The organism is Maribellus sp. CM-23 (genome assembly GCF_021354595.1).
In the GTDB taxonomy this organism is placed as follows: Bacteria; Bacteroidota; Bacteroidia; order Bacteroidales; family Prolixibacteraceae; genus Draconibacterium.
Genome location: NZ_JADWYJ010000001.1, coordinates 399,338 through 424,928, shown reverse-complemented (window position 1 = coordinate 424,928; position 25,591 = coordinate 399,338). Strand labels below are relative to the sequence as shown.

General features: G+C 43.9%; 23 protein-coding genes. 17 read left to right on the top strand and 6 right to left on the bottom strand.

Annotation, left to right across the window (positions count from 1 at the left end; genetic code table 11):
- The first annotated feature begins 30 nt into the window (after nucleotides 1-30).
- The 12 genes from INQ51_RS01585 to fabD all read left to right on the top strand — a co-directional run bounded on the left by INQ51_RS01585 (nucleotide 31) and on the right by fabD (nucleotide 16,134).
- Nucleotides 31-408, top strand: coding sequence for a GxxExxY protein (locus INQ51_RS01585; RefSeq protein WP_233376147.1), 378 nt, complete (start codon nucleotides 31-33; stop codon nucleotides 406-408).
- Between the two features lie 39 nt (nucleotides 409-447).
- On the top strand, nucleotides 448-1,734 hold the full coding sequence (locus INQ51_RS01580; RefSeq protein WP_233376146.1) for a glycosyltransferase family 4 protein: 1,287 nt from the start codon (nucleotides 448-450) through the stop codon (nucleotides 1,732-1,734).
- 87 nt (nucleotides 1,735-1,821) lie between these two features.
- Nucleotides 1,822-2,511, top strand: coding sequence for an ABC transporter ATP-binding protein (locus tag INQ51_RS01575; RefSeq protein WP_233376145.1), 690 nt, complete (start codon nucleotides 1,822-1,824; stop codon nucleotides 2,509-2,511).
- A gap of 43 nt (nucleotides 2,512-2,554) precedes the next feature.
- Nucleotides 2,555-5,845 carry an FtsX-like permease family protein gene (locus tag INQ51_RS01570; RefSeq protein WP_233376144.1) on the top strand — a complete coding sequence of 1,097 codons (3,291 nt, stop codon included), beginning with the start codon at nucleotides 2,555-2,557 and terminating at the stop codon, nucleotides 5,843-5,845.
- A 23-nt stretch (nucleotides 5,846-5,868) separates the two neighbouring features.
- Nucleotides 5,869-6,693, top strand: a complete 825-nt coding sequence (locus tag INQ51_RS01565) for a ThuA domain-containing protein (protein ID WP_233376143.1) — start codon at nucleotides 5,869-5,871, stop codon at nucleotides 6,691-6,693.
- A gap of 92 nt (nucleotides 6,694-6,785) precedes the next feature.
- Nucleotides 6,786-8,078, top strand: coding sequence for an NAD(P)/FAD-dependent oxidoreductase (locus INQ51_RS01560; protein WP_233376142.1), 1,293 nt, complete (start codon nucleotides 6,786-6,788; stop codon nucleotides 8,076-8,078).
- 83 nt (nucleotides 8,079-8,161) lie between these two features.
- The gene (locus INQ51_RS01555) at nucleotides 8,162-8,638 is read left to right on the top strand and encodes a nucleoside deaminase (protein WP_119438019.1); all 477 of its coding nucleotides are present in this window, start codon (nucleotides 8,162-8,164) and stop codon (nucleotides 8,636-8,638) included.
- Between the two features lie 164 nt (nucleotides 8,639-8,802).
- On the top strand, nucleotides 8,803-9,783 hold the full coding sequence (locus INQ51_RS01550) for a PAS domain S-box protein (protein ID WP_233376141.1): 981 nt from the start codon (nucleotides 8,803-8,805) through the stop codon (nucleotides 9,781-9,783).
- Nucleotides 9,784-10,113: 330 nt separating this feature from the next.
- Nucleotides 10,114-12,135 (top strand): DUF4954 family protein, encoded by a 2,022-nt coding sequence (locus INQ51_RS01545; RefSeq protein WP_233376140.1) that lies wholly within the window; start codon nucleotides 10,114-10,116, stop codon nucleotides 12,133-12,135.
- A 99-nt stretch (nucleotides 12,136-12,234) separates the two neighbouring features.
- Complete coding sequence (glmS, locus tag INQ51_RS01540; protein ID WP_233376139.1) at nucleotides 12,235-14,073, top strand: glutamine--fructose-6-phosphate transaminase (isomerizing); 1,839 nt, start codon at nucleotides 12,235-12,237, stop codon at nucleotides 14,071-14,073.
- A 218-nt stretch (nucleotides 14,074-14,291) separates the two neighbouring features.
- Nucleotides 14,292-14,828 (top strand): DedA family protein, encoded by a 537-nt coding sequence (locus INQ51_RS01535; RefSeq protein WP_233376138.1) that lies wholly within the window; start codon nucleotides 14,292-14,294, stop codon nucleotides 14,826-14,828.
- A gap of 418 nt (nucleotides 14,829-15,246) precedes the next feature.
- Nucleotides 15,247-16,134, top strand: a complete 888-nt coding sequence (fabD, locus tag INQ51_RS01530) for an ACP S-malonyltransferase (RefSeq protein WP_233376137.1) — start codon at nucleotides 15,247-15,249, stop codon at nucleotides 16,132-16,134.
- Nucleotides 16,135-16,210: 76 nt separating this feature from the next.
- Here fabD and INQ51_RS01525 read toward each other — a convergent pair whose 3' ends face one another.
- Both INQ51_RS01525 and INQ51_RS01520 read right to left on the bottom strand, forming a co-directional pair.
- Nucleotides 16,211-17,569 (bottom strand): sigma-54-dependent transcriptional regulator, encoded by a 1,359-nt coding sequence (locus INQ51_RS01525; RefSeq protein ID WP_233376136.1) that lies wholly within the window; start codon nucleotides 17,567-17,569, stop codon nucleotides 16,211-16,213.
- Between the two features lie 118 nt (nucleotides 17,570-17,687).
- Entirely contained in the window at nucleotides 17,688-18,776 is a 1,089-nt protein-coding gene (locus tag INQ51_RS01520) for an alpha/beta hydrolase family protein (RefSeq protein ID WP_233376135.1), read from the bottom strand.
- A 116-nt stretch (nucleotides 18,777-18,892) separates the two neighbouring features.
- On the opposite strand from INQ51_RS01520, the gene INQ51_RS01515 reads away from it, so the two are divergent.
- Nucleotides 18,893-19,636 (top strand): flavin reductase, encoded by a 744-nt coding sequence (locus INQ51_RS01515; RefSeq protein WP_233376134.1) that lies wholly within the window; start codon nucleotides 18,893-18,895, stop codon nucleotides 19,634-19,636.
- A gap of 14 nt (nucleotides 19,637-19,650) precedes the next feature.
- On the opposite strand, the gene INQ51_RS01510 is transcribed toward INQ51_RS01515, so the two are convergent.
- On the bottom strand, nucleotides 19,651-19,887 hold the full coding sequence (locus INQ51_RS01510; protein ID WP_233376133.1) for a CDGSH iron-sulfur domain-containing protein: 237 nt from the start codon (nucleotides 19,885-19,887) through the stop codon (nucleotides 19,651-19,653).
- 49 nt (nucleotides 19,888-19,936) lie between these two features.
- Between INQ51_RS01510 and INQ51_RS01505 the strand changes: the two genes are divergently transcribed.
- Nucleotides 19,937-21,055, top strand: a complete 1,119-nt coding sequence (locus INQ51_RS01505; protein WP_233376132.1) for a lactonase family protein — start codon at nucleotides 19,937-19,939, stop codon at nucleotides 21,053-21,055.
- Here the strand turns inward: INQ51_RS01505 and folE are convergent.
- Nucleotides 21,052-21,675, bottom strand: coding sequence for a GTP cyclohydrolase I FolE (gene folE, locus INQ51_RS01500; protein WP_233376131.1), 624 nt, complete (start codon nucleotides 21,673-21,675; stop codon nucleotides 21,052-21,054). The two genes, INQ51_RS01505 and folE, sit on opposite strands and share 4 nt — an antisense overlap.
- A 104-nt stretch (nucleotides 21,676-21,779) precedes the next feature.
- Here folE and mqnB point away from each other — a divergent pair, with 104 nt between their 5' ends.
- From mqnB to INQ51_RS01485, 3 genes are all read left to right on the top strand, one after another.
- On the top strand, nucleotides 21,780-22,466 hold the full coding sequence (gene mqnB / locus INQ51_RS01495; protein ID WP_233376130.1) for a futalosine hydrolase: 687 nt from the start codon (nucleotides 21,780-21,782) through the stop codon (nucleotides 22,464-22,466).
- A 254-nt stretch (nucleotides 22,467-22,720) separates the two neighbouring features.
- Entirely contained in the window at nucleotides 22,721-23,686 is a 966-nt protein-coding gene (gene rfaD / locus INQ51_RS01490; protein ID WP_233376129.1) for an ADP-glyceromanno-heptose 6-epimerase, read from the top strand.
- Between the two features lie 87 nt (nucleotides 23,687-23,773).
- Nucleotides 23,774-24,454: a lysoplasmalogenase gene (locus tag INQ51_RS01485; protein WP_233376128.1), complete on the top strand. Its 681-nt coding sequence runs from the start codon at nucleotides 23,774-23,776 to the stop codon at nucleotides 24,452-24,454.
- 49 nt (nucleotides 24,455-24,503) lie between these two features.
- Here the strand turns inward: INQ51_RS01485 and INQ51_RS01480 are convergent, their stop codons facing one another.
- Together INQ51_RS01480 and INQ51_RS01475 are read right to left on the bottom strand one after the other, a co-directional pair.
- Nucleotides 24,504-24,902 carry a hypothetical protein gene (locus INQ51_RS01480; RefSeq protein WP_233376127.1) on the bottom strand — a complete coding sequence of 133 codons (399 nt, stop codon included), beginning with the start codon at nucleotides 24,900-24,902 and terminating at the stop codon, nucleotides 24,504-24,506.
- Nucleotides 24,899-25,465 (bottom strand): RNA polymerase sigma factor, encoded by a 567-nt coding sequence (locus tag INQ51_RS01475; RefSeq protein WP_233376126.1) that lies wholly within the window; start codon nucleotides 25,463-25,465, stop codon nucleotides 24,899-24,901. Before INQ51_RS01475 ends, INQ51_RS01480 begins: the two co-directional genes overlap by 4 nt.
- Nucleotides 25,466-25,591: the final 126 nt, after the last annotated feature.

Below are 25,591 nucleotides of genomic sequence, written 5' to 3'. Positions count from 1 at the left end.
TCAGTGCCTCTGTGGTTAAATCAATAAATTATGGAAACAAACGAATTAACCGGAAAGATTATTCAATGTGCTATTGAGGTTCATAAAGCACTCGGTCCGGGATTGTTAGAATCTTCTTACAAAGAATGTTTGTTCTTCGAGTTACAGGAAGCTGGTTTAAAAGTCGAAAAAGAGAAAGCATTACCTCTTGTCTACAAGGATGTGAAACTTGATTGTGGTTATCGAATTGATTTATTGGTAGAAGACCAAATTGTTGTAGAGCTTAAATCAGTTGAGACATTGAATGATGTCCACATGGCACAAATTTTAACCTATCTAAAATTGCAAAAGCTAAGATATGGCTTATTGATAAATTTTAACGTTGCCAGACTGAAGGATGGATTAAAGAGAGTTGTTCAGGGATATTAAAACCACAGAGAAACAGAGACACACAGAGAAAATTAGAATATGAATGTCATTCAGATTATACCCGGTTCAGGAGGAAGTTTTTATTGTGGTAACTGTTTGCGCGACAGCAAATATTTTAACGCGTTGCGTGCAGAAGGCCACAAAGTGACAAAGATTCCCATGTATCTTCCCTTGTTTGCTGATGAGCATGATATCTCGGAAGTTCCGATTTTTTATGGTGCTATCAGCACTTATCTGAAACAGGTGTATCCCATTTTTCGAAAAGCTCCTGCCTGGTTCGATCGCATGCTTAATTCAAAACCCATGATGAAGTTGGCCGCCTCTATGGCTGGCTCAACCAATGCCAAAGGCCTGGAAGACATGACCGTTTCGATGCTTCTGGGCGAAGAAGGAGCGCAAAAAGACGAACTCGACAACATGGTGAACTGGATTGCAGAACATTGTCAGCCCGATATTATTCATATTTCAAATGCCTTGCTTTTGGGACTGGCCCGCCGCCTGAAAGAGAAAATCGGAGTTCCTGTTCTTTGCACGCTTCAGGATGAAGATGTTTGGATTGACCCGATGCAACCGAAGTTTCAGAAGAAAATATGGAACCTGATGCACGAGCGGGCAACCGACGTGGATGTGCTGGTTTCGGTAAGCGACTTTTTTGCAGGCGTGATGAAAAAACGAATGAATTTGCCGGATGAAAAAGTAAAAACCATTCATCTTGGGGTGGATGTTGAAGATTACCAATATGTTTCGACGAAAGGTAAAGAAAGAAATGTCGGGTATATTTCCCGCATGTGCCACAAAGACGGTTTTGACATTGTGGTAGACGCTTTTATTGAATTGAAGAAGAAACCTGGGTTTGAAGATGTAAAGTTAATTGCAACGGGTGGATCGACGGGCGACGATGCCAAATTCAACAAAGAACAAAGACGGAAGCTGAAAGCACATCATCTGCTCGATTCGCTGGAAGTACTTCCTGATTTTGAAGGCAAAGAAGTAAATGATTTTTTCAAAAGGGTTTCGCTGATCTCGGTGCCGGTGCGCATCGGTGAAGCTTTTGGAATGTACCTGATTGAGTCGATGGCTTCAGGAGTACCTGTGGTGCAACCTTCTCTGGGCGCTTTCCCCGAAATTGTTGAACTCTCGGGCGGTGGGGTGATTTACATGCCCAATACACCGCAAAAGTTAAGTGAAACCTGGGCCGAGTTGTTGTCAGACCCTGACAAACTGGAAGAACTAAGCCGGAAAGGCTACGAAGGAACCCTTAAGAAGTTTAATATTCATAATCACGCCAAAGAAATGATAACTTTATACGAGAGTTTGAAAAAATAGTCTCTGTGAACCTCAGTGTTCTCAGTGGTTTAAAAAGGAAAGTACCACAGAGTACACAGAGAAGACACAGTGGAACACAAAGAAATAATGCTATTAAAATTACAAAACATAACCAAAGGCTATGGCGAACTGGGTACGCACAGTTACCGGGCGGTGCTGAAAGATTTACACTTTGAATTGAATCAAGGCGAAAGAGTGGCCATTGTTGGACCGAGTGGATCGGGCAAAACAACACTACTTAACCTTATCGGTGCACTTGATCAACCCGAAGCCGGCAAGGTTCTTTTTGAAGGAAAGGACATCACCGGCTATTCAAAAGCCGAACTGGCAACGTTCAGGAACAAACACCTGGGATTTGTTTTTCAGATGCACCATTTAATGCCTCAGCTGAGTTTACTGGAGAATGTACTGCTTCCACTTTTGCCTCAGGGAAATAAAATCACAAAAGCGCAAAAAGACTGGGCAGAATACCTGATTAAGAAAGTGGGGATTTGGGAGCAGCGCCATCAAAAACCATCGGAAATGTCGGGTGGAGAATGCCAGCGAACTGCGGTTGTCCGGGCATTAATCAACAAGCCCAAACTAATTCTGGCCGACGAACCTACCGGTGCCCTTGACGAAGAAAATGCCGCCGCATTATCTGATTTGCTGAAAAAGTTAAGCGATGATGAGGGTGTTGCCTTGGTAACGGTCACCCACTCAGCTGTTTTAGCGGAGCAGATGGATAAGAAGTTTGTATTAAAGAATGGGCAATTGAGTTCAGCGATCAATGTTTAAAGTTCAAATTGATTCTTCGCGTTAGGGAAGATGTTCGAAGGGTATGACACGACTGCAATACATAATAAAAACATTTTTACACTATTTCAAAGCCAACCTGTTGGTCGCGTTGGGAGTAGTGGTGAGTACAATGGTTTTAACCGGCTCGCTGGTGATTGGCGACTCTGTGCGTTACAGTCTGGAGCAGGCCACTTTTTATCGTTTGGGTGAAACTACGCACCTGGTTTCGGTGGTGGAACGTTATTTCAGGCAGGAAATGGCTTCTGAATTGGAAGCTGACAACGCTCAGATTAAGGCTTCACCCGTGTTATTGCTTGAAGGTGTTGCCGTGGCCGATGGCGGTCAACGGCGTGCCAACAAGGTGCAGGTAATTGGAGTGGATCAATCTTTCGAGAAGATTTCAAATACTAAGATCTTTTCCGAATTGCAAAATAATGAGATCGCTATTAGCCAAAATCTGGCTGATAGGCTGGCTGTAAAAGAAGGTGATAATTTACTGGTGCGCATCAAAAAAGCCAGTTTGATTCCGTTGAATGCGCCATTTATTTCTGCAGAAGAGACAAGCGTTTCGTTACGTGCGACCATTAAAAATATTGTTGAAAAGGAAGAGTTGGGGCGGTTTAGTTTGAAAAACTCACAAACCGCACCGTATAACATTTTTCTTTCCATCGATCGTTTAAATCGGCTCATGGAATTCAAGGGGAAAGCCAATCAGATACTGATAGCCACCGATCTTGGGACAGACGAAGTTTTGCAGTCGGTAAAACATTGTCTGACACCAGCCGATGCCGGACTTCAGCTAAAAAATATTGAATCAACCGATGAGGTGGAGGTGTCAACCGAGCGTGTTTTTATGGAAGACAAAGTTGCTGAAACTTTACAAAAGCTTCCGAGTGCACAACCGATGCTGACGTATTTTGTGAATGAAATTTCGAAGGAAGCTACGAGCCATGAGCCACGAGCTACGAGTGTTACTGACAATCAATCTCGATCAATCCCATATTCTTTTGTTTCCACCTTAGTTGATGGCCTTGATGAAAATGCCATCATTCTGAATCAATGGGCAGCTGATGATTTAGAAGCTGAAATTGGTGATTCGATTCGCCTGAAATACTGGCAAATAGGGCCTTTGCGCAAATTGATTGAAAAGGAATCAGATTTTGTTCTGACAAGGATTGTTCCGATGGTGCCGGGATGGGTTGATGAAACGCGGATGCCCAATCTACCCGGTCTTTCGGATGCCGGGCATTGCCGGGAATGGGAAGCCGGCGTACCGATTAATCTGGATGCCATTCGCGATAAAGACGAGAAATACTGGGATGACTACAAAGGGGCTCCGAAAGCATATGTTTCGTTAAACAAGGCGCTGGAAATGTGGTCGAACCGTTTTGGAAACTATACGGCAGTGCGCTATTCTGCCAAAGTTTTTGATGAGGCGAAATACAAACAGGTATTCGCTGAGAATATTATACCTGCCGATTTGGGAATGTCGGTTGAACCGATCCGTGAAAAAGGGGTGAGTGCAGCAAAAAACGGTACGGATTTTAGCGGACTATTTATCGGTCTGAGTTTTTTCCTGTTGATTGCCGGAATAGTTCTGACTTCGCTGTTGTTTCGTCTGAACCTTGAAAATCGCTCTGCACAGGTCGGGCTGTTGGATGCACTGGGCTTCAGACAAAAACAGGTACGCAGTTTTTATTTATGGGAAGGTTTTGCCGTAGCGTTGTTGGGCGGAATTCTGGGAACCGTGATCTCTGTTTTCTATACAAAGCTGGTTTTTCAGATCCTCAATACCTTGTGGTACGACATTGTCAGAACCGACGTTTTGCTGATAAAAATTTACTCGGCTACGGTGGTTCTGGGACTCGTAATTAGCTTGCTGGTGTCGCTTACTGCGATTTATATATCGGTTTCCCGTTTTCAAAAACAGAAAACGGCTGAACTCCAGAAACAAACGTCAGCTTCCAAAAGTCGGATAAAAGAACTGGGATGGAATGCTTTGATGATAGTTTCGTTGCTTACTTCAGTCGCTCTTTTTATTTACCAGGTATTTGTATCGCCCCAAATGAATACTTCGCTGTTTTTTGCTGTCGGAGGATTGCTGCTAATTGGGCTGCTTTTGTTATTCCGGCGCTTTATTGCCGGGCTGGAAAAAAGCAGTAAAAGTGAACTCTGGCTGGGGCGTTTGGTGCAACTTAATCTTTCCAGAAACAAGGCCCGGTCGTTAACCATTGTGATTTTATTTGCACTTGGAACCTTCATCGTGGTATCGACCGGTTCAAACAAACTCGATCTGTTTGCCAACGCTCAAAATAAATCAAGCGGAACAGGTGGCTTCCTGTATTTTGCTGAAACAACCATGCCGGTTTTGTTTGATATCAACAGTCCGGAGAAAAGGGCAGAAGAGGGCATCTTCGAGGAGTTTAATGCAGTTCAGCTGCGAAAAGTAGAGGGCGACGATGCCAGTTGTCTGAACCTGAACCGTATTTCGCAACCTGCTATTTTGGGGCTTGACGCGGAAGCTCTGCAGGGGCGTTTTTCATTTGCTGCCAGATGGAAGGAGCTGGGCGAGAAAGATCCGTGGAGGACGTTGAATGAAACTTTTGATGACGGTACCATTCCCGCCATTGCCGATCAAACCGTTATTCAGTGGGGACTGGGAAAGAAAGTGGGTGATGTTTTGCTGTATCAAAATGAATTGGGCGATACGCTCAAACTGAAACTGATTGCGGGAACTACTCCTTCCATATTTCAGGGCTACGTGTTGATCTCCAATCCAAACTTTCTAAAAAACTACCCCAGTAACAGCGGTTCTCATATTTTTCTGATTGACGGGAAAACGGAAGCTCAGCAAAAAATTGGCGATGAGCTGCAGTCTGTTTTTCGCGATTATGGCTGGGAAATGGAATCCACCGCCAAACGTCTGGTTGAGTTTTATTCGGTTACCAATACTTACTTATCTATTTTTTTGGCACTGGGGGCACTGGGATTGATTCTGGGCACCATCGGTTTGGCTGTGATTTTGGCGCGTACACTGTTGGAACGCCGTCGCGAAATTTCGGTAATGCAAGCCATTGGTTTCAGTAACCGACCCATTTTCAGAATCATCACTTCGGAGTATTTGATTTTGCTGTTCACCGGAGTTCTGATCGGTTTTATCACAGCAGTGGTGGCTACACTTCCTTCGTTTTTATCTACCCATTCCGATGCATCGTTTAGCACGGTTGCTCTGGTTACAGGAATGATCTTGTTGAACGGAATTGTTTGGATATTTGGACTTAGCTGGTTTTCATTGCAGAAGAAAACGCTGGTGACCGGATTCAGAGTGGAGTAAACTGATTATATCGATAACCAACGATGAGAAATAACCAATTAAAAATTCTGGTAACGTTTGTCTCTTTTTTTGTGGTGTTTTCTGCTTTTGCCCAAAAGAAGACCGATTTTGCTGTAATTGCTTTTTATACAGGTAAAAATGATCAGGCGCACATTAGTTTCGTGCACGAAGCCAATCACTGGTTTTCGGAGATGGGCAAACGACATCATTTTTTATATGAGTCTACTGATGACTGGACAAAAATGACGGATGACTTTCTAGTGAATTATGATGTGGTGATTTTTCTGGATTCAAGGCCGGATTCTCTGTCTCAGCGTATAGCTTTTCAAAAGTATATGGAGAGAGGTGGGGCGTGGATGGGATTTCATTTTTGTGCATTTGCTTTAAGTCCTTCTTCGTTTCCTCAGAATTGGGACTGGTATCACGATATGTTTTTAGGTTCGGGGCAATACAAAAGCAATACCTGGCGGCCTACAACTGCGATATTAGAAGTGGAAAACAAACAACATCCTGCCATGAAAGCACTACCCGGGAAATTTAGTGCTTCGCCAAACGAATGGTACTGTTGGGAACATGACCTAAGTGAAAATCCAGATATTGAAATACTTGCTTCCATTGATCCTGAAAGTTTTCCTTTAGGCACGGGGCCAAAACAGCATGAGATTTGGCACGAGGGGTATTATCCTGTGGTATGGACAAACTCAAAATTCAGGATGATCTATTTAAACATGGGACACAACGATATAGATTATGAAAATGGAACCAATCGGGAGCTGTCTCATTCTTTTAAGAACAGGTTTCAGAACAAAATGATTTTGAATGCCTTGTTATGGTTGGGTAAAAACTAACAAAAAAGCGGCAATAATAAGTTAAGTTTAAATTGCCAGGCAACTCGAAACTTTCTGTGAATTCTTTTGTTGGTGTGGTAAAATAGATAGAAATGCCAGTTAATATACCAAGAACAGAGCAACCTAGAGTAGTGATTATTGGAGCCGGATTTGCAGGGTTGCGCCTGGCGCGGAAGCTGTACAAACAGAATTTTCAGGTGGTGTTATTCGACCGGAATAATTACCATCAGTTTCAGCCCTTATTTTACCAGGTGGCAACTTCGGGTTTGGAGCCCAGTTCCATCTCTTTTCCGCTACGGAAGGTTTTTCAGAATGTAAAAAACGTTTTTATCCGCGTGGCCGAGGTGAATAAAATCCGTTCCGAAGAAAAAATGCTGGAGACCAGTTTAGGAACGGTAATGTACGATTACCTGGTGATTGCTACAGGTGCTACCACCAATTTCTTTGGAATGCAAAGTTTTGCCAAAAACAGCCTTCCCATGAAGTCGGTTTCCGAAGCACTTTTTCTGCGAAATACCATACTCAGTAATTTCGAAAAGGCGGTGACGATCAGTGATGAGGAAGAGCGAAAACGTATGCTGAACGTGGTGGTGGTAGGCGGCGGACCAACGGGCGTTGAGGTATGCGGTGCGCTGGCCGAAATGAAAAATTTTGTACTGCCCAAAGACTATCCCGAAATGGATTTCAGACAGATGACGATTACACTGATTGAAGCGAATCATCAACTTTTAAACGGGATGACTGCCAAAGCGGGTGAGAAGGCATTCAACTACCTGGCCGAATTAGGTGTGGAAGTAAAGCTGGAGCATAGAGTTCTAAACTACGACGGGAAACAGGTTGACCTGGAAGACAAGGAAAGTTTTCAGGCCAATACTTTGATTTGGGCGGCAGGTGTTAAAGGCCAAATGCCTGAAGGTATCAATCCCGATCTGATTGTTCGGGGGAACCGGATCAGGGTAAACGATTTTAACCAGATAGACGATGCCGACGATATTTTTGCCATTGGAGATATTGCTTACATGGAGACAGAAGCTTATCCAAACGGGCATCCTCAGGTGGCGCAGGTAGCGCTTCAGCAGGCTTCTTTGTTGGCTCAAAACCTCGTGAATATTCATAATAAAACGGAATTGACCGGATTTCGTTACCACGACAAAGGTTCGATGGCGACCGTTGGCAGAAACCGTGCTGTAGTTGACCTTCCCAAATTGCAGTTTTCGGGTTTTGTGGCCTGGATGGTGTGGATGTTTGTGCACCTGATGTCGATCGTGGGGGTGAAAAACCGGCTCGTGATTTTTATCAACTGGCTCTGGAATTACATGACCTACGACCAGTCGCTGCGTTTGATCATCCGCCAGGTGCCCCGAAGCAGGGACACATCCGTGTAAACTTTCCGGAGAAATTCGTTGTATTTGTATTTTCATCTTCTGAATGTTACTTTTGAAAGCTTTGCCTGAAAAGAGGAGAAACTATGAGTGAAACAGACAAAAAGTTTATGCGCGCGGCCATTTCGCTGGCTGAAAAAGGGATGAAAACCAATTCCGGTGGCCCTTTTGGCGCTGTTGTAGTGAAAGACGGAGAAATAATTGCGGAAGGTTATAACCGGGTTACTTCGGATAACGACCCCACGGCACACGCTGAAGTGATTGCCATTCGTGAAGCCTGCAAAAAACTGAAATCGTTTCAGCTCGATGATTGTGTGATTTATACTTCGTGCGAACCTTGCCCGATGTGTCTGGGGGCTATTTACTGGGCGCGCCCAAAGAAGGTTTTTTATGCCTGTAACCGGGAAGATGCAGCCTCTGCGAATTTCGACGACCAATTTATTTACGATGAACTTGAACTTAAAATAGAGGATCGCAAAGTGGATTTCGAAAACATTATCCGGGACGAAGGTCTTCATGTGTTTGAACATTGGAAGGCAAAAAATGACAAGACCGAATATTAATTGCCCCTGTTTCCGGTGTAATAGACTGAAAACATCTCTTATTTTTAGTATCTGTCTAAGTATCAGTATTAGTGTCGGATAATAAAACCTAACATTTATTGTTTGTTTTTCCTGTTTGGGCGTAGTATTTTTAATCCGGTATTGATCACTAAAATCACATCGCCTTGGATAAAACGCAAAATACGGCTCGTATTGAAAAACTGGAAAGTGAATTTTCGGATCTGAAGATACAATTGGAAGATGCGCGCTTTCAGTTGCAGAATGAACGGGAGAAGCACCAGTTTTACCAGCAGATTTCTGATTTTGCATTTGCGTGGGAATTGTGGTTTGAGCCCGACGGGGCAATCAAATATTCTTCTCCTTCGTGTTACGACCTCACCGGTTTTACTTCCAACGAAATTATCCAATCGGAGGGAATCAGCGCCATGTTGGTTTATGAACCCGATCGTGAAAAGTACCAGCATTTTCTTTCAGGAGCACTGAATCAGTCGTTGGTAAATCCATCGCTCGAATTCCGGGTTTTGACACGTACCAAACAGTTGCGCTGGTGCGTGATCAATGTGCGGGGCGTGTACGACAAGCTCGGAAAGTATCTGGGTATTCGTGCGTCGGTGCAGGATATTACGCGTTTAAAACGTGCGATGGGGCATATTTCTGACCTGGAGCGCGGAAAGGAATTTGATCAGCGAAACAAGCAGCGTTTGCAAAGTCAGCTTGATCTGAAGGATCGCGAACTGGTTTCTTTTTTGTTGCAGCTGTCGCAAAAAAATGAGTTGCTGAACAAGGCAAAAAACATTCTTCAGAAAGCGGATAAGAAAGAGGACACTAATCTTTCGCAGGTTGTACAGGAATTGCGGGAAATGCTTGATGGAACTGCCAATGAGCAGGTTGACTGGAGTACCATCGAAAACCAGGTCGAAAAAGTGCATCCCGGGTTTATGGAGCGTTTACAGTCGCGGCATTCGAATATTTCGCTAAAAGACAAACGCCTGTGTTCGTATATCCGGCTGGGACTTTCAAGCCGTGAAATTGCCGGTCTGTTGAACCTGACTCCCAAAAGTGTGGAAATAGCGCGGGTTCGGCTTCGCAAAAAACTAAAACTGGGTACTTCGGTTCGTTTGTCAAACTACCTTGTGCTGCTTTGATTTGTATGTGATCCGCAATATTCGAGTATTTTTTCCAAGACATTTCAATAAGTTTTAAACTGAAATGAATGAATAAATGGATAAGATTGACCGAATCTGCGTCAATCTTCTTTTCAGTCTGTCATCAATCCTTTTTGACTTATATGTATTAGGGTAGATATTATTTTCTGTAATTATTTGTAGTGTTAGTCGTGATTTTAAATAGTTGTTTTATAGTTTTTTGATTTATTATTTGTTAGGTTCTATTGTTTTGTAGTTGTGTGTATGTTAGGTTTTTTGTCATGAGCGAAAATCGTAAGTCTTAACTTTGGCCGCAATAAAATCAGATACATGATTCACAACTCAGAAAGAAATTTTAGAAACTTACTCGATGAGGAAATAGGGCAGTTGGTACACCAGGGGTGTTCTTCTACAGACTGGAGCCTGATTAAGGTAGCAGAGGATTTCATTCCCGATTGCATTGAAAATACAAAATTTACAGGTCGCATCCGGCTGGCAGGTTTTACGGGATCGGTCAACCTGATTGGAGGAATCACCTTCAAAACAGGTATTTACAATGCGTGGTTGCATAATTGCGAGGTGGGGAAGAATGCGCTTATTCACAATGTTCGAAGTTACATTGCCAATTACCGTATCGGCGAAAACGTTATTATTCACAACATAACCACTTTGGCTGTCGACGGACGATCTTCGTTTGGAAATGGGATTGTGGTCGAAACCATCAATGAGGGCGGCGGCCGTGAGATCCCGATCTACGATTATTTGTCGGCACATGTGGCCTATATGATGGCTTTGTACCGGCACCGGCCCGCGTTGGTGAATTCGCTTAAAACAATGGTGGCAGACTATACGGAGTTTGTCAGTGATGAGATGGGGGTGATTGGTGCACATTCAAAGCTACTCAACTGCAACACCATCCTGAATGTAAAAACCGGGTCGGCAGCAGTTATCGACGGTGTAAAGAAGTTGAAAAACGGCAGTATCAACAGTAATTTTGAAGCCCCGGTTGTGATCGGAGAAGGGGTGATCATGGAAGACTTTATCGTCAGTTCGGGATCGCTGGTGGCTGAAGCTACGCTGGTTTCGAAGTGTTTTATCGGACAGGGATGTGTACTCGATAAACACTATTCCGCCGAGAATTCGTTGTTTTTTGCCAATTGCCAGGGATTTCACGGCGAGGCCTGCTCCATTTTTGCCGGACCTTACACCGTTACGCATCATAAATCTACTTTGCTGATTGCCGGGATGTTCTCATTTTTGAATGCCGGAAGTGGGTCGAACCAGAGCAATCACATCTACAAACTGGGGCCCATTCACCAGGGAATTATGGAGCGGGGAGCGAAAACTACCAGCGATTCTTATTTGTTGTGGCCGTCGCATATTGGCGCTTTTTCGCTGGTAATGGGGCGCCATTACAAGCATTGCGATACCGCGGAATTTCCTTTTTCGTACCTGATTGAAAGCAAGGACGAAAGTATTCTGGTGCCCGGAATCAACCTGAAAAGTATTGGTACGGTTCGTGATACCCAAAAATGGCCCAAACGCGACAAACGTACCGATTCAAACCTGCTCGATTTTATCAATTTCAATTTGCTGAGCCCTTATACCGTGCGGAAAATGATGGCGGGGCGGGAAAAGCTGCTGGCTATTCGTGAGTCTTCTGTTGAGGAAGCTTCGTACCGTTATCAGAAAATGAAAATTGAAAAGCATGCGCTTGACCGCGGGATTGAATTGTATGAAATGGCGATCTGGAAGTTTTTGGGGAATTCGCTGATCACCCGCTTGAAGGGAAACAAGCTGGGAAGTATTTCGGATATTCGGAAAGCCTTGCAGCCCGATACGCTTTTGGGTCGCGGGTATTGGGTGGATTTGGCCGGGATGCTGTGCCCCTTTGAGGCGCTCGATCAGTTGCTCGCAAATGTGGAGAATGGGGTAATTCAGTCGCTGGAAGAGGTAAATGCAGCGCTGGCAATGCTTCATAAAAATTACTACAATTACGAATGGACCTGGGCGGCCGATGCATTGGAGTCGTTTTACGGAAAGCCGCTGGATCAGTTTGAAACAAGCGATGTGATAAGCGTGGTGGAGAAATGGAAAAGCAGTGTGCTGGCGATCGACAAGTATTTGTATGAAGACGCTCAGAAGGAATTTTCAATGTCAAAAATGACAGGTTTTGGTGTGGATGGGCAAAACGGGGCACGCGAGCTTGATTTTGCCGAAGTGCGCGGTGAGTTCGAAAGCAACAACACCGTGCAGGCCATCCGTCTGCACATGCAGAAAAAAGAAGCATTGGGAAATGAAATCGTCGAATTGATGAGCAAACTTACAGTAAAAGAGGGACAGAGGGATTGAATGAAGAAATGCTTAAATGCGTGAATGCTTAAATGATAGAAACCTGAAAACTGCGACTAATACTGAAAACTCTGAACACTAAACTCTAAACTAATTACTATGTGTGGAATCGTTGGATATATTGGAAATCGTGAGGCGTTTCCTGTGCTGATAAAAGGCTTGAAACAGCTCGAATACCGAGGCTATGATTCCGCAGGGATTGCATTGCTGAACGGAACGCTGGAGAACTTCAAAAAGAAAGGGAAAGTTGCCGATCTGGAGGAGTTCGTGGCGGAGGAAAGCCGGCTGGGGAACGTGGGGATTGGGCATACCCGCTGGGCAACCCATGGCGAGCCAAACGATGTTAATGCACATCCTCATACCTCAATGAACGGCATATTTTCACTGGTTCACAATGGAATTATCGAAAACTATGCAAAACTCAAAAGCGATTTGTCGGAACATGGCTATGTGTTCAAAAGCGAAACCGATACGGAAGTACTCGCCAACCTGATCGAGTATTTTTACAGTCAGGATGAAGGAATGACTTCAGAGGCTGCCGTGCAGATGGCGCTTTCAAAAGTGGTGGGAGCCTACGGGATTGCCGTTTTGTGTACCAACGAAAAAGACAAAATTGTCGTGGCGCGAAAGGGGAGTCCGCTGGTAGTTGGACTTGGTGCAAACGAGTATTTTATAGCCAGCGACGCTTCGCCGATTGCTGAATACACCAGCCAGGTGATTTATCTGAACGATGAAGATATTGCGATTTTGCAGCGCGATGGATTTACACTAAAGAATGTACAGAACAATCCGGTATCACTGAAAATATCAAATCTCGATCTTGAAATAGGTAATCTCGACAAAGGTGAGTTTGAGCATTTTATGTTGAAGGAAATTTACGAGCAGCCGCTTACCATAGAAGAAACTTTTCGGGGACGACTGCGCGATGATTATTCTGAGATTGTGTTGGGTGGTTTGCTGGAAGTGTTTCCAAAAGTGGAGCAGGCCGACCGCATCATCATCATCGGATGCGGAACTTCGTGGCACGCCGCACTCATCGGCGAATACCTGATCGAGGAATATGCGCAGGTGCCGGTGGAAGTGGAATATGCATCGGAGTTTCGTTACCGAAAGCCAATTATTCGCGAAAAAGATGTGGTGATCCTGATCAGCCAGAGCGGGGAGACTGCCGATACATTGGCCGCACTTCATTTGGCAAAAGAAAAGGGAGCCACGGTTCTTGGTATTTGCAACGTGGTAGGTTCGTCGCTGGCGCGCGAAACCGATGCCGGTGTTTATACGCATGCCGGAGTCGAGATTGGTGTGGCATCAACAAAAGCATTTACAGCGCAGGTTACTGTTTTGACGATGATCGCATTAAAGCTGGCAAAACGAAAAGGAACCATCGGTCCGGAGGAATACCGGCAACTGGTGAAAGAATTAGCTCAGATACCGAAGAAAGGGAGAGTGATTCTCGAAAGCAATGAAAAGATAAAAACCATCGCAGAGAAATATTACGAAGCGGTGAATGCGCTTTACCTCGGTCGTGGTTACCTTTTCCCGGTGGCACTGGAAGGAGCCCTCAAGCTAAAGGAAATCTCTTATGTTCATGCTGAAGGGTATGCGGCCGGCGAAATGAAACACGGTCCGATTGCGCTGGTCGACGACAACCTGCCGGTTGTTGTGGTTGCCCCGCAGGATGCTTATTACGAAAAAGTGGTGAGCAATATCCAGGAAATAAAAGCCCGGAAAGGGAATGTCATCGTCGTTGTAACGGAAGGCGACAACGGTCTCAAGTCGTTGGCCAACGATGTAATTGAAATTCCCAAATCTCATCCGGCACTGGCTCCTTTGCTGGCGGTAATTCCGCTGCAATTGCTGGCTTACCACATTGCTTTGCTAAAAGGCTGTAATGTAGATCAGCCCCGAAACCTGGCGAAGAGCGTTACCGTGGAGTAGCTGATTCTGTCCCTCGTTTGTAACGAGGGGCCAATGATCCTGACATTTGTAATGTCATTTTCACGATCGTTGCAATCGACAGGAAAGCACCCCCACGCTTTATGCAAGGGGTAGGTGGAGTAGCTTACTTCGAACCTTCAAAAATATCTTTCTCTTTTTACTACATCTTTTTGTCTTTATCGTAAAAAATGTAGCAAAGCTTGAAACCGGTTTTCGATATGTGCGCAGAGCAGAAAATAGACAAGAAGAAAGGGATTCGAATGGTATTGTTGCTGCTAACGTCACTGACAGCCATTCTGATTGTTTCCTTTACGCTTGGGAAAGAATGGTATGAAGGAAGGAGTCAGGGCATGTTTTCTTTTGCACTCATTCATTTCTCTGGTTATCTGTTCTTTTTATTGATGCCGGTTGAGGTTGCCTTCATTTATTACCTGAAGTTTTTTAATTATTGGGAGATGATCGCCATAGCGCTCGGTACGGCTATCAGTGCGCAAATCGTCGACTACCTGATCGGGGTCTCCGTAAGTTCTGCCGTGATTAATAATTTTGTAGGTGAAAAGCGAATTTTAAAGGCTGAAAAATACATTTTGAAATATGGTAACCTCACCATCTTCATTTTTAATTTGTTTCCGCTCTCATCACCTGTTATTTCGGTGGCCGCCGGTATGTTGAAGTACCGCTTCCGGAATTTTTTTATGTATAGTTTGTTGGGTCTTGTGCTAAAATATTTTGTGCTCAGTTTGTTTTTCCAATGAGTCCGGTGTTTTATTCCCGAACCGAAAACCCGGGAATCGGAATTCGTTTCTGTTTTTTTGATGAATTATGTTTCGGTGCGCCGGACCTTTATTTTCTGCAGTAATTTCGATCTATAAATATTTCGCAGCGCTGCTGCTAAAGAAATTGCATTCATTGAAAGGTGCAATGCACCTAAAATATTTATAGTCTGAATATCACATCACAGGAAATAGTGCAGCGCGCCAAGGATATTTGTAGTTAGGTATATACGGATCAGATCCTTGGTTTTTAGATGCTGGTTTCATAACAATCGAACCATTCAACACAATTTTCGAAAGAATAACCTAATTTTTTATCAAATCTGGTTGAATAAGTGTGATTTAAAAGGCGCTTTTTGATTTTCGATTAAATTTGCGCCGGAATTAAAAACTCAAAATTATGAAAGCATATGTTTTTCCCGGACAGGGAGCTCAATACCCAGGCATGGGAAAGGATTTGTACGAGAATTCTGCAGAAGCGAAAGCCCTGTTTGAAAAAGCAAACGATATTCTGGGTTTCGACATCACCAAAATCATGTTTGAAGGCGATGTTGAAGACCTGAAACAAACCAAAGTTACACAGCCTGCTATTTTCCTGCATTCGGTTTTGCTGGCTAAAACCATGAAAGATTTTGCTCCCGATATGGTAGCTGGTCATTCGCTGGGAGAGTTCTCGGCACTGGTTGCCAACGGAACACTGACTTTTGAAGATGGCTTGAAACTGGTTTCTCAGCGTGCAATGGCCATGCAAAAAGCCTGTGAGTTGGAGCCGTCAACCATGGCTGCCATTGTAGGTCTGGAAGATTCGGTTGTGGAGGAAGTTTGTGCATCTATCGATGATGTAGTGGTTCCGGCCAACTACAACTGCCCTGGCCAGCTGGTAATTTCGGGTTCGGAAGCAGGTATCGATAAAGCTTGTGCCGCGCTTACTGAAAAAGGTGCCAAACGTGCCTTGAAACTGGTTGTAGGTGGTGCTTTTCATTCGCCGCTAATGGAGCCTGCCCGCGAAGAACTGGCGGCTGCCATTGAAGCAACTACTTTCAGCACACCGGTTTGCCCGGTTTTCCAAAACGTAAGTGCAGAGCCTGTTTCTGATCCTGCCGTTATCAAAGAAAATCTGATTGCGCAATTGACTGCTCCGGTTAAATGGACGCAAATTGTTCAGAATATGATTGCTGATGGCGCTACTTCATTCACTGAAATTGGTCCCGGGAAAGTGCTTCAGGGTTTGGTGAAAAAAGTGGATCGCAACATGGAAACCATTGGAGTTAACACGTTCGAAGCTTAAGATTTTAAGTCTACGTATAAAAAATCCCGATCTGTCAACTGGCGGATCGGGATTTCTTTTTATCTCAATTTTCAGATTAATTCATGTCTTTTTGCAGCATACGGTAAATGGTTGATTTTCCGATGCCTAGTTTATTGGCAACCAAACGGACATTCTGGTTGTATTTATTCAGAAAATACTTGACAATATCGTTGTTGTATTCTTCCAGCGTTTTTTCGGCTGCCAGCAGGTTTTGTACGTTTTCGTCCACATTCATGTTTAAATGATTGGGTTTGATAACGTCGCGGCTGCACATTACGCAGGCCAGCTCCATAATGGCTTTCAACTCTCTGATGTTTCCCGGGTAGTGGTAGGTGAGAAGCATTTGTTTGGCTTCGTCGGAAATGGTTTTGGGTTCCATTTCGTTATCGCGGCAAAATTCATCCACAAAAAATTTGGCCAGAAGAATTTTGTCGTTGCCACGTTGCCGGAGAGGCGGGATTTCTATGGGCAATCCGAGCAGACGATAATAAAGGTCTTGTCTGAATCTATCTTCGGCTGCCAGTGCCGCCAGGTTTTTGTGTGTGGCGGTTATGATTCTCACATCCAGTGGAATGGTTTCGTTTCCGCCCAGCCGGACCAACTCGCGTTCCTGGATTACACGCAGCAATTTAGCCTGAAGATTCAGGTTCAGGTCGGCGATTTCATCCAGAAAAAGAGTACCGCCGTTGGCCAATTCAAATTTCCCGATTTTACGGAAATCGGCACCGGTAAAGGCACCTTTTTCGTGGCCGAAAAGCTCGCTTTCAATCAGCCCGTCGGGAATGGCCGAAACGTTCACGGCAACAAAGGGTTTGGCGTTTCTTTTTGAATTGAAGTGAATGCCTTTTGCCACTAGCTCTTTACCTGTTCCGGTTTCGCCGGAGATGGAAACAGAGATGTTGGTTTGAGTGGCTTTGTTCATCAGTTCAAACACGTGGTCAATTTCGCGGCTGTTTCCTTTGATCAGGCTTCTGAAATTGTATTTTTCGGCAACAGCGTCTTTCAGAATTTTGTTTTCTGTTTTCAGCTGGTCGGTTTTGTAAATGTTGTTGATTACATTGCTCAGTCGTTCGCGGGTATCGGGCGCTTTCATAATGTAATCGTAAGCTCCAAGTTTCATCAGCTCAATAGCGGTGTCGATGCTTTCCTGGGCCGAAATCACAATGACGTTGGCACTGGGAAGTTCCTTCTGAATTTTTTCCAGAACCTCTTTTCCTGTCATATCGGGCAGGGTGTAATCGAGCGTTACCACATCAGGTGCTTCGTGCAGCGCATTGATAAAGTCGGTTCCGTTGTGAAAAACCTTAACGTTGAGCTTGTCGTCCGTCAATTGTTTTTTTAGAACCCTTGCATAAAGTTCGTTGTCTTCTACAATGAAAACCTTGTATTGACTTTTTAATTTCTGGTTGGTCATTTAGTCGTATTTAGAGCAATTTAAAAGTATGCAAAAATTATGTTTACGACAAGCTTTTTGTCCGATATTTGGAAAATATTTCGAATTTATTCCCATATTAAAAATAGATTTCTGGATTTTAGAAAGCTATTTGAAATTTATAGCCCGCTTTTTGGAGTTCTTTTAAATTTTTTACAGGCTTTTCAGGTTTTAGCTGTTTGGCTAGGTGGGCGTAAATTTTCAGGCGTATTTCCTTGGCCGTTTTGGTGTCCATCCTGTCAAAGGAATGGCCTCCCGGTATGTTTTCAAATATCTCGTACTCAAAAGGTAATCCTTCTGCTTTAAGTGATTTGATCAGGTGTTCCACTTCCAGGACATTTACATCTTCGTCGTTGGTATTGGTGTGGATCAGCAAAGGAGTCCCTTTGTATTTATGGGTGTTCCATGCCGGCGAACGGCGACGGTATTCAGCAACATTGTCGTTGGCGCTTTTCCCAATATGGTAATCGGCTTCATACAGGTCGCGGTAGCTTTGCTCGTGGTAGCCCATTCGTGCAATCAGGTCGCTGACCGGAACACCGGCAAAAGCCACCTGAAAATCGTTGGGGTGATCAAATATATTCATCAGCGTAATCAGGCCTCCGTGGCTCCAGCCAATGATTCCAACTCGGTTTTTATCCACAAAGTCGTAGTTTTCGATCATGTAGTTTCTGCTATAGTAAACGTCTTCAACTTCCAGCCCGCCGTAGTCTATCTTTTCGTAATGAGCTTTGCCGTATCCGGTACTTCCTCTGTATTCAGGAGCAACAATAACATATCCCTGGCTGATTAGTTCACGCACAATGTGGGTATAATAGGTGGTAAAATCGCCGTGAACCCCACCATGTGGCAATACAATGAGCGGATATTTTTTGCTGGCATCAAGGTTGGCTGGCATAAAAACATAGGTCCAGAATTTTACCGGGTTGCCCGCATCTTTGGCAGTAGGGTTTTGTTCTTTCCACTTGGGCGGGCCGTAAATATAAAGTTTGTCCACAAAAGCGATATCTCCCACACGCTCGTACCACAACACGTCGTCAATTTGCTTGGCCAGCTTCGAAAAGGCATGGCCCATGTCCTGCTGGCTTTTAAGAATGCTCTGAATGTCTTTTTGCCAATCACCCGACTGCGAAAAACCGGCGATTGCGAATAACAGGGAAAAGAAAAGGGTGCAGATTGTTTTTCTCATGGTTTGTTAAGTTCGGTTTTTGAATAAAAAGGGTATTAATGATTTGTCTTTTTAAAAGTACGAAATCAATTCTTATTTTTATTGACTATAAGTTGAATTTTGAAAATCAAAAATAAATGAATTACAGAGCATTTCATAAGTTGTCGTACGGGCTGTATGTGATTGCAAGTGAGCATGAAGGAGAGAAGGTAGGGTACATCGGGAATACTGCTTTTCAGATCACTTCCAACCCTTCGAAGATCGCCATCAGCAGTCATAAAAATAATTACTCCACCCAAAAAATCCTGGATAGTAAACGTTTTTCGCTGTCTGTTTTGAAAAAAGAAGTGGAAACTTCGCTGATCGGGAAGTTTGGCTTTATGTCGGGCTCCGAAATCGATAAGTTCCAGGGAGTTGAAACAAAAATAGCCAAAACGGGAGCTCCCATTGTGCTGGATTCCTGTGTGGCTTGGTTCGACTGCCAGGTGCTGGAAAGTGTGGATGTTGGAAGCCATATACTGATTATTGCAGAAGTGGTGGATGGAGAGCTGATTTCAAACGAAGAGCCGCTTACCTATGACTATTACCACAAGAAATACAAAATGCTGGCACCACAGAATGCACCTACCTACATTGAACGGGATAAGCTGGGCGATGAACCGGAAGCGGAACCTGTGGCTGAGAAGGCGGAAGGACCGGAAGCGGAAGTTGAAAGTGGCGATGGTATTTTCACCTGCACCATTTGCGGCTATCAGTACGACCCGGAAGAGGGCGATCCCACAGCAGGGATTCCTCCCGGAACCCTATGGGAAGATGTTCCGGAGGAATACAAATGTCCGATTTGCAATGCCAGCAAAGACTATTTTAAGAAGACTTCCTGATTGTCAGGTTCGATTTAAAGCGTTCGGTGTGTGCCGTCGCAATAAGGTTTGTTCGACGAATGTTTGCACTGGCATAGCCAAACGTCTTTCTTTTCTTCGATTGTAAAAGCAAGTGGCTTAAATTCCGTTACGCGGTGAGAGCCGTCACAGAAAGGTTGGTTCTGGCTTCTGCCACAGGCACACCAGTAATAGGTGCCGGGTTCGAGCGTAAGCATTTTGGGAGCTTTTTGGGCGATAACCGGTTTTTGCATGTCGTTTCGTTTTAAATTAGTAGTTTCAACTTTATCAAAATAAAGAAAGATGTCAAAAATAATTCTGATGGTACTGGGACTGATTTTGCCCGCCATCGTGTTCAGTAAAGATAATAAATTGCAGAAGTTTTACGTAGGAACCTATACGAAAGAAGGCGCGGAAGGGATTTACTATTGCAGCCTGAATACCAATACCGGGGAAATTCGTTTGGAACGCACGTTTAAAGCGGTGGATAATCCCTCGTTTTTGGTTTTGTCACCCGACAAAAAGTACCTGTATTCAGTTTCCGAAATAGCCACTATGCCGGGTGGAAAGGTGGGAGGTGTGTCTGCGTATCGCGTTGACGAAAAAGGAGACCTTCATTTTCTGAACAAACAATCTTCGAAGGGAGATAACCCCTGCCATGTAGATATTTCGCCCGATGGTAAATACGTGGTGATTTCGAACTACAGCAGCGGAACGGTTTCTTTGTATCCGATCAACGATGACGGAAGCCTGGGGGAAGCCAACACGGTAATTCAGAATGAAGGATCGGGACCGGATAAAAGCCGGCAAGGTGAGCCGCATGCCCATTCGGCAAAATTTTCTCCTTTTTCAAACACTGTTTTTAATGCTGACCTGGGAACCGATCAACTCAATATTTTTCAATTGGAGGACGGACAACTTAAACAGTCGGGGCAAAAATTTGCCAAACTGGCTTCGGGAGCTGGTCCGCGTCATTTTGAGTTTCACCCGAACGGGGAAGTTATTTATGTGATCAATGAACTGAATTCGACCGTTTCGATACTTCGGAAGAAAAACGGTGAGTGGAAGGTTGGGCAGGAAATCTCAACGCTGCCTGCCGGTTTTAAAGGCGAAAGTTATTGTGCCGATATTCATATTTCGAACGACGGAAAATACTTGTACGGTTCCAACCGCGGACACAATTCAATCGCAGTTTTTGAGGTGAACGGGAACGACCAGTCGCTGAAAATGCTGGAAACGGTTTCGGTAGAAGGAAACTGGCCCCGGAACTTTGGGATTTCTCCTGACGGGAACTGGCTGCTGGTGGCCAATCAGCGAAGCGGAAACATCACGGCGTTCAAAATAAACCGCGAGAATGGAAGCCTGCAATTCTCGGGACAGGAGATTCAACTGCCGTCGCCGGTTTGTATTGAATTCGACTAACTTAATTTCGAGCTGATCAGTTTGATAAATTCTTCGCGGGTAGCCACTTTTTCAAAGGCTCCTGTAAAATCGGATGTGGTAGTTATGGAATGTTGTTTCTGAATGCCGCGCATTTGCATACACAGGTGTTGGGCTTCAATAACCACGGCAACTCCGAGCGGTTTCAGGGTATCCTGAATGCACTCTTTTATTTGCATGGTCAGTCGTTCCTGCACCTGCAGACGACGTGCAAAAACATCCACTACACGTGCTATTTTGCTTAACCCAGTGATGGTACCGTTGGGAATGTAGGCTACGTGTGCTTTTCCAAAAAACGGAAGGAGATGATGTTCGCACATCGAATAAATTTCAATGTCTTTTACAATCACCATTTGACGGTAATCTTCCTTAAACATGGCCGACTGTAATATTTCAACAGGATCGGTTTGGTATCCCTGCAAAAGAAATTGCATGGCTTTGGCCACTCTCTCCGGTGTTTTATTTAAACCTTCGCGCGTTGGGTCTTCACCTATTATTTCCAGGATTTTTTCGTAATGACCGGAAAGTTCCTTAATGCTTTCGTCATTATAGAGGTCGATTCTTTCGTATCCGTTTGAGCTGTCAGAGATAGGTGAACACATGGCTTTTCCTGTTAAAATTGATACAAAGATTAACTTTTTTTCATAAAAACAGTATGAATGTGTAAACGCTTTTTCTTTTACTAAAACTTGACAAAGGAGAAATTATGAAGATTTTACTGGTAGCAAGCGCCTGGATGGAGGTAAAACTTCTGGTTGACGAGCTTGAAAAAGTTGATGAGGAGAGTCACCTTTTTAAACAGTACCGGTGGCGTGATATTAATATTGATATCTTGGTAACCGGAATAGGAACCACCTTTACCGCTTTTCATCTAACCAACGCACTTAAAGACAGAGAGTACGACCGGGTAATTAACATTGGCCTGGCCGGAAGTTTAACGCACGAACTGAAAATTGGAGAAGCGGTGAACGTGGTTTCGGATGAGTTTGCCGATCTCGGGATTGAAAAACAAACCGAGTTTCTGACCTTGTTTGAGTCGGGCTTTATCGATATAAATGAATTTCCCTTCGAGAACGGGATTTTAAAGGCCTGTGGTTCGGAGAACTGGATCAATATTCCCAAAGTTCGCGGTATTACTGCCAATAGAAGTATGGGGAGAGAAACAAGCATTGCCGAAATAAAAACCAAATTTTCGGCGCATATAGAAACCACTGAAGGCGCCGCATTTTTTTATGTTTGCCGCTGGATGGGGGTTGAGTGTTTCCAGATACGGTCGGTTTCCAATTATGTTGAACCAAGGGACTCGGCCAAATGGAACATTCCGCTGGCGCTTGAAAACCTGAAGAATACGGTTTTGCATCTTCTTCAGAAAATTTCGATTCCTGTTAACTGAATGGAAGACGTCGATTTGTTAGTGCCGTTTGCAATTTATCTACAAATTCAAACATTTGCGACTTCATAAATATGAAGCTGCTCTTAAATACATTTTATTTTTGAAGAATTCGGGGCATATTTTTGCCCAAAAGAAAAAGTTAAATTTATTTTGCCTGACGTACAATAAAAAACACAAGCGGAAGTTTTATGATAAAGCCGATTTTTCAGAGCAGAGCGTTTTTTTGCTGTACAAAACTTAACCGCAAAATATAGATGATAGTTGTTACAGGCGCAGCCGGATTTATAGGCAGTTACTTGGTCGGGAAATTAAATAAGGCCGGATACTCAGATTTAATTCTAGTTGATAAGTTTGACGACCCCTGGAAAGATCTCAATCTTCTTCAAAAGAAATACCGGGAATTTGTTGATCGTGATGACTTTTTTAAGTGGCTTATTAAGCACGCTAACGAAGTTGATTTTATCTTCCATTTGGGAGCGCGAACCGATACTGTTGGCCAGGAGCCTGAGTTGTATCAACAACTGAACCTGATCTATTCGCAGCGTCTGTGGAATATTTGTTCTGAAATACAGGTGCCGCTTTTGTACGCTTCTTCAGCAGCTACTTACGGAAACGGCGAAGAAGGTTTTTCCGATGCTCACCAGAAAATAAGGGATTTACGTCCACTGAACCTGTATGGCTGGTCGAAACACGATTTTGATGTTTGGGCGCTGAAGCAATTCCGCACGCCACCGTTTTGGGCCGGTATGAAATTCTTTAATGTGTATGGTCCAAACGAATACCACAAAGGAAGAATGGCATCGGTGGTTTTGCATGCTTTTAAAACCATCCGGGAAACCGGCAGGATGCAACTTTTCCGTTCGCACCACAAAGCTTACAAAGACGGTGAACAAAGCCGCGACTTCATATTTGTGGAAGACATTGCCGATGTGATGATGTATTTTATGGAGAACCAGGATAATTCAGGAATTTACAATGTGGGAACCGGAAAGGCGCGTTCGTTTTACGATCTCACAACCTCCGTTTTTAACAGCATGAACATCGATCCGGATATTTCCTTTATCGATACACCGGTTGATTTGCGCGGGCGGTATCAGTATTTCACGGAAGCTGAAATTCAGAAACTGCGCGACGTCGGTTACAAAAAGCCTTTTGTTGAGTTGGAAGACGGAGTTGCGCGTTATGTGCAGCAATATCTGATGGAAGAGGCGGTTTATTAGTCTTTTTTCCTGCACTTTACTTAAAATCCCCGTATCGTTTTCTTTTTAAGCCGAAAACTCTAATTTTAGCATTGAATAATTGTTTCAATGAAAAAATTTCTGCTTCATGCCCTTTTTGCGGTGATTGTTGTTGGCGAACTTGCCGGCGGTTTTATCCCTATAAAAAACAATGAGTTGATATTCAAACCGCTGATCATGATCTGGATCGCGGGGTTTTTCTTTTTGCACGCAAAAGGAATCGACAAAACGGTTCGCAAGTTAGCTGGGTTGGGCTTTTTAGCTTCCTGGGGCGGAGATGTTCTGCTGATGTTCACTTCGGATAACGAGCTGTTTTTTATTCTGGGAATTGCCAGCTTTTTGGCGGCGCAGGTGTTTTATGCTTTCCTGTTTTTGCGGACCATTGAAATCTCGGGCAAAAAGTCGTTTCTGAAAAAGCAGCCGGTTTGGATGATTCCGTACATTGCTTTCGGTTTGATCGTTTACATCGTTTTGTTCCCACACCTCGATGCTGTATTGAAAGTGGCGGTGCTGGTTTATCTGATTGCAATTCTGATAATGGCTTCTACCGCTCTGAACCGCTATGGCAACGGGCATCCGGTTAGTTTTACGCTGGTTTTTTCGGGAGCTCTTTTGTTTGTGCTATCCGATACCCTGATTGCGGCCAACAAATTTCTTATGGCAATTCCGCTGGGCGGATTATTGATTATGACCACCTATATTGCTGCCCAATACCTGATTATGACAGGTATCCTGAAACAGTACGAATAAAAAAATCCCGATGGAACGCACCGGGATTTATCGAGTATTCATTCGAATTCTAGTGGGCAAATAACTTGCTGTTTGAGCTGATAAAGCGGTCGATAAAAAGAAGAACGGAAGACGCAATCAGAATGCCGGCCACGCTTAGCGGAATTGTGCCAATGCGGCTGGTGAACGACTGGATTCCGTTTTCCATTCCCGGTACCAGCTGTTCGATTTTCCCTTCGGGCTGAATTCCTGCATTGCTCATTGCGTACACCACAACAGCCAGCAGCAAAAACAAGGCGAGGATGATCCAGAATCCTTTTCCCAGTATACGCTGCGCTTTAATTTGTTCGAGCGCATTGCTTTCCTTGAAAATACTGTTCATTACCATTGCTGAGAACCCTGCGTCGGGTTTTTCCAGCTTCATGCTCTGAAGCAGTGCCTTTAATTTTATGTCTTCCAACTCGTTCATAATATGGTGTATAATTCGTCCTTCATCATTTCATTTAAAATAGTGTACAGCTTTTTTCGGGCTCTGAAAAGTTTAACTTTTGTATTGCTTTCCGAAAGTTGTGTCACTCTGCTTATTTCCTCAACCGATTGATCCTCGAAATAGTACAGCAAAATTAAGGTGTATTCATCTTCCGGCAGGCGGTCCATTGCTTCTTTTATTGCTTTGGCCCGGTTTTCTTCCGGAATTCCGTCCAGGTTAAGTTCCTCCGCCTCGTCTTTTAGTTCCACATCGTCGGTAGAGGCAAAATGTATTTTTCGTTTTCGCAGTTCCGAAATACAGTTGTTGTAAGTAATCCGGTAAAGCCATGTCGAAAATTTTGCCGTTCCCTTAAACGAACTCAATGATTTATACGCCTTAATAAAACTCTCCTGTGCCATTTCCTGGGCATCCTCACGATTTCTAAGAACTTTCAATGCAATGGAGAAGACAACATCCTGGTATCTTTCAACAATGTATGAAAAGTAGTTGGTTTGACCTGCCAACACTTTTTCAATGTAATAGATATCGTCTTTTTGCTCCATCTGTGGCTTTGACGTAATTCTTTCAGGCTGGTTACAATTTACACAGAAAATTTTTTCTTACTCCTGTTCCTTGTCATGCTATATAATAGTATGGTAAGACATTGGGAGCGATTATCTGCATTTTTT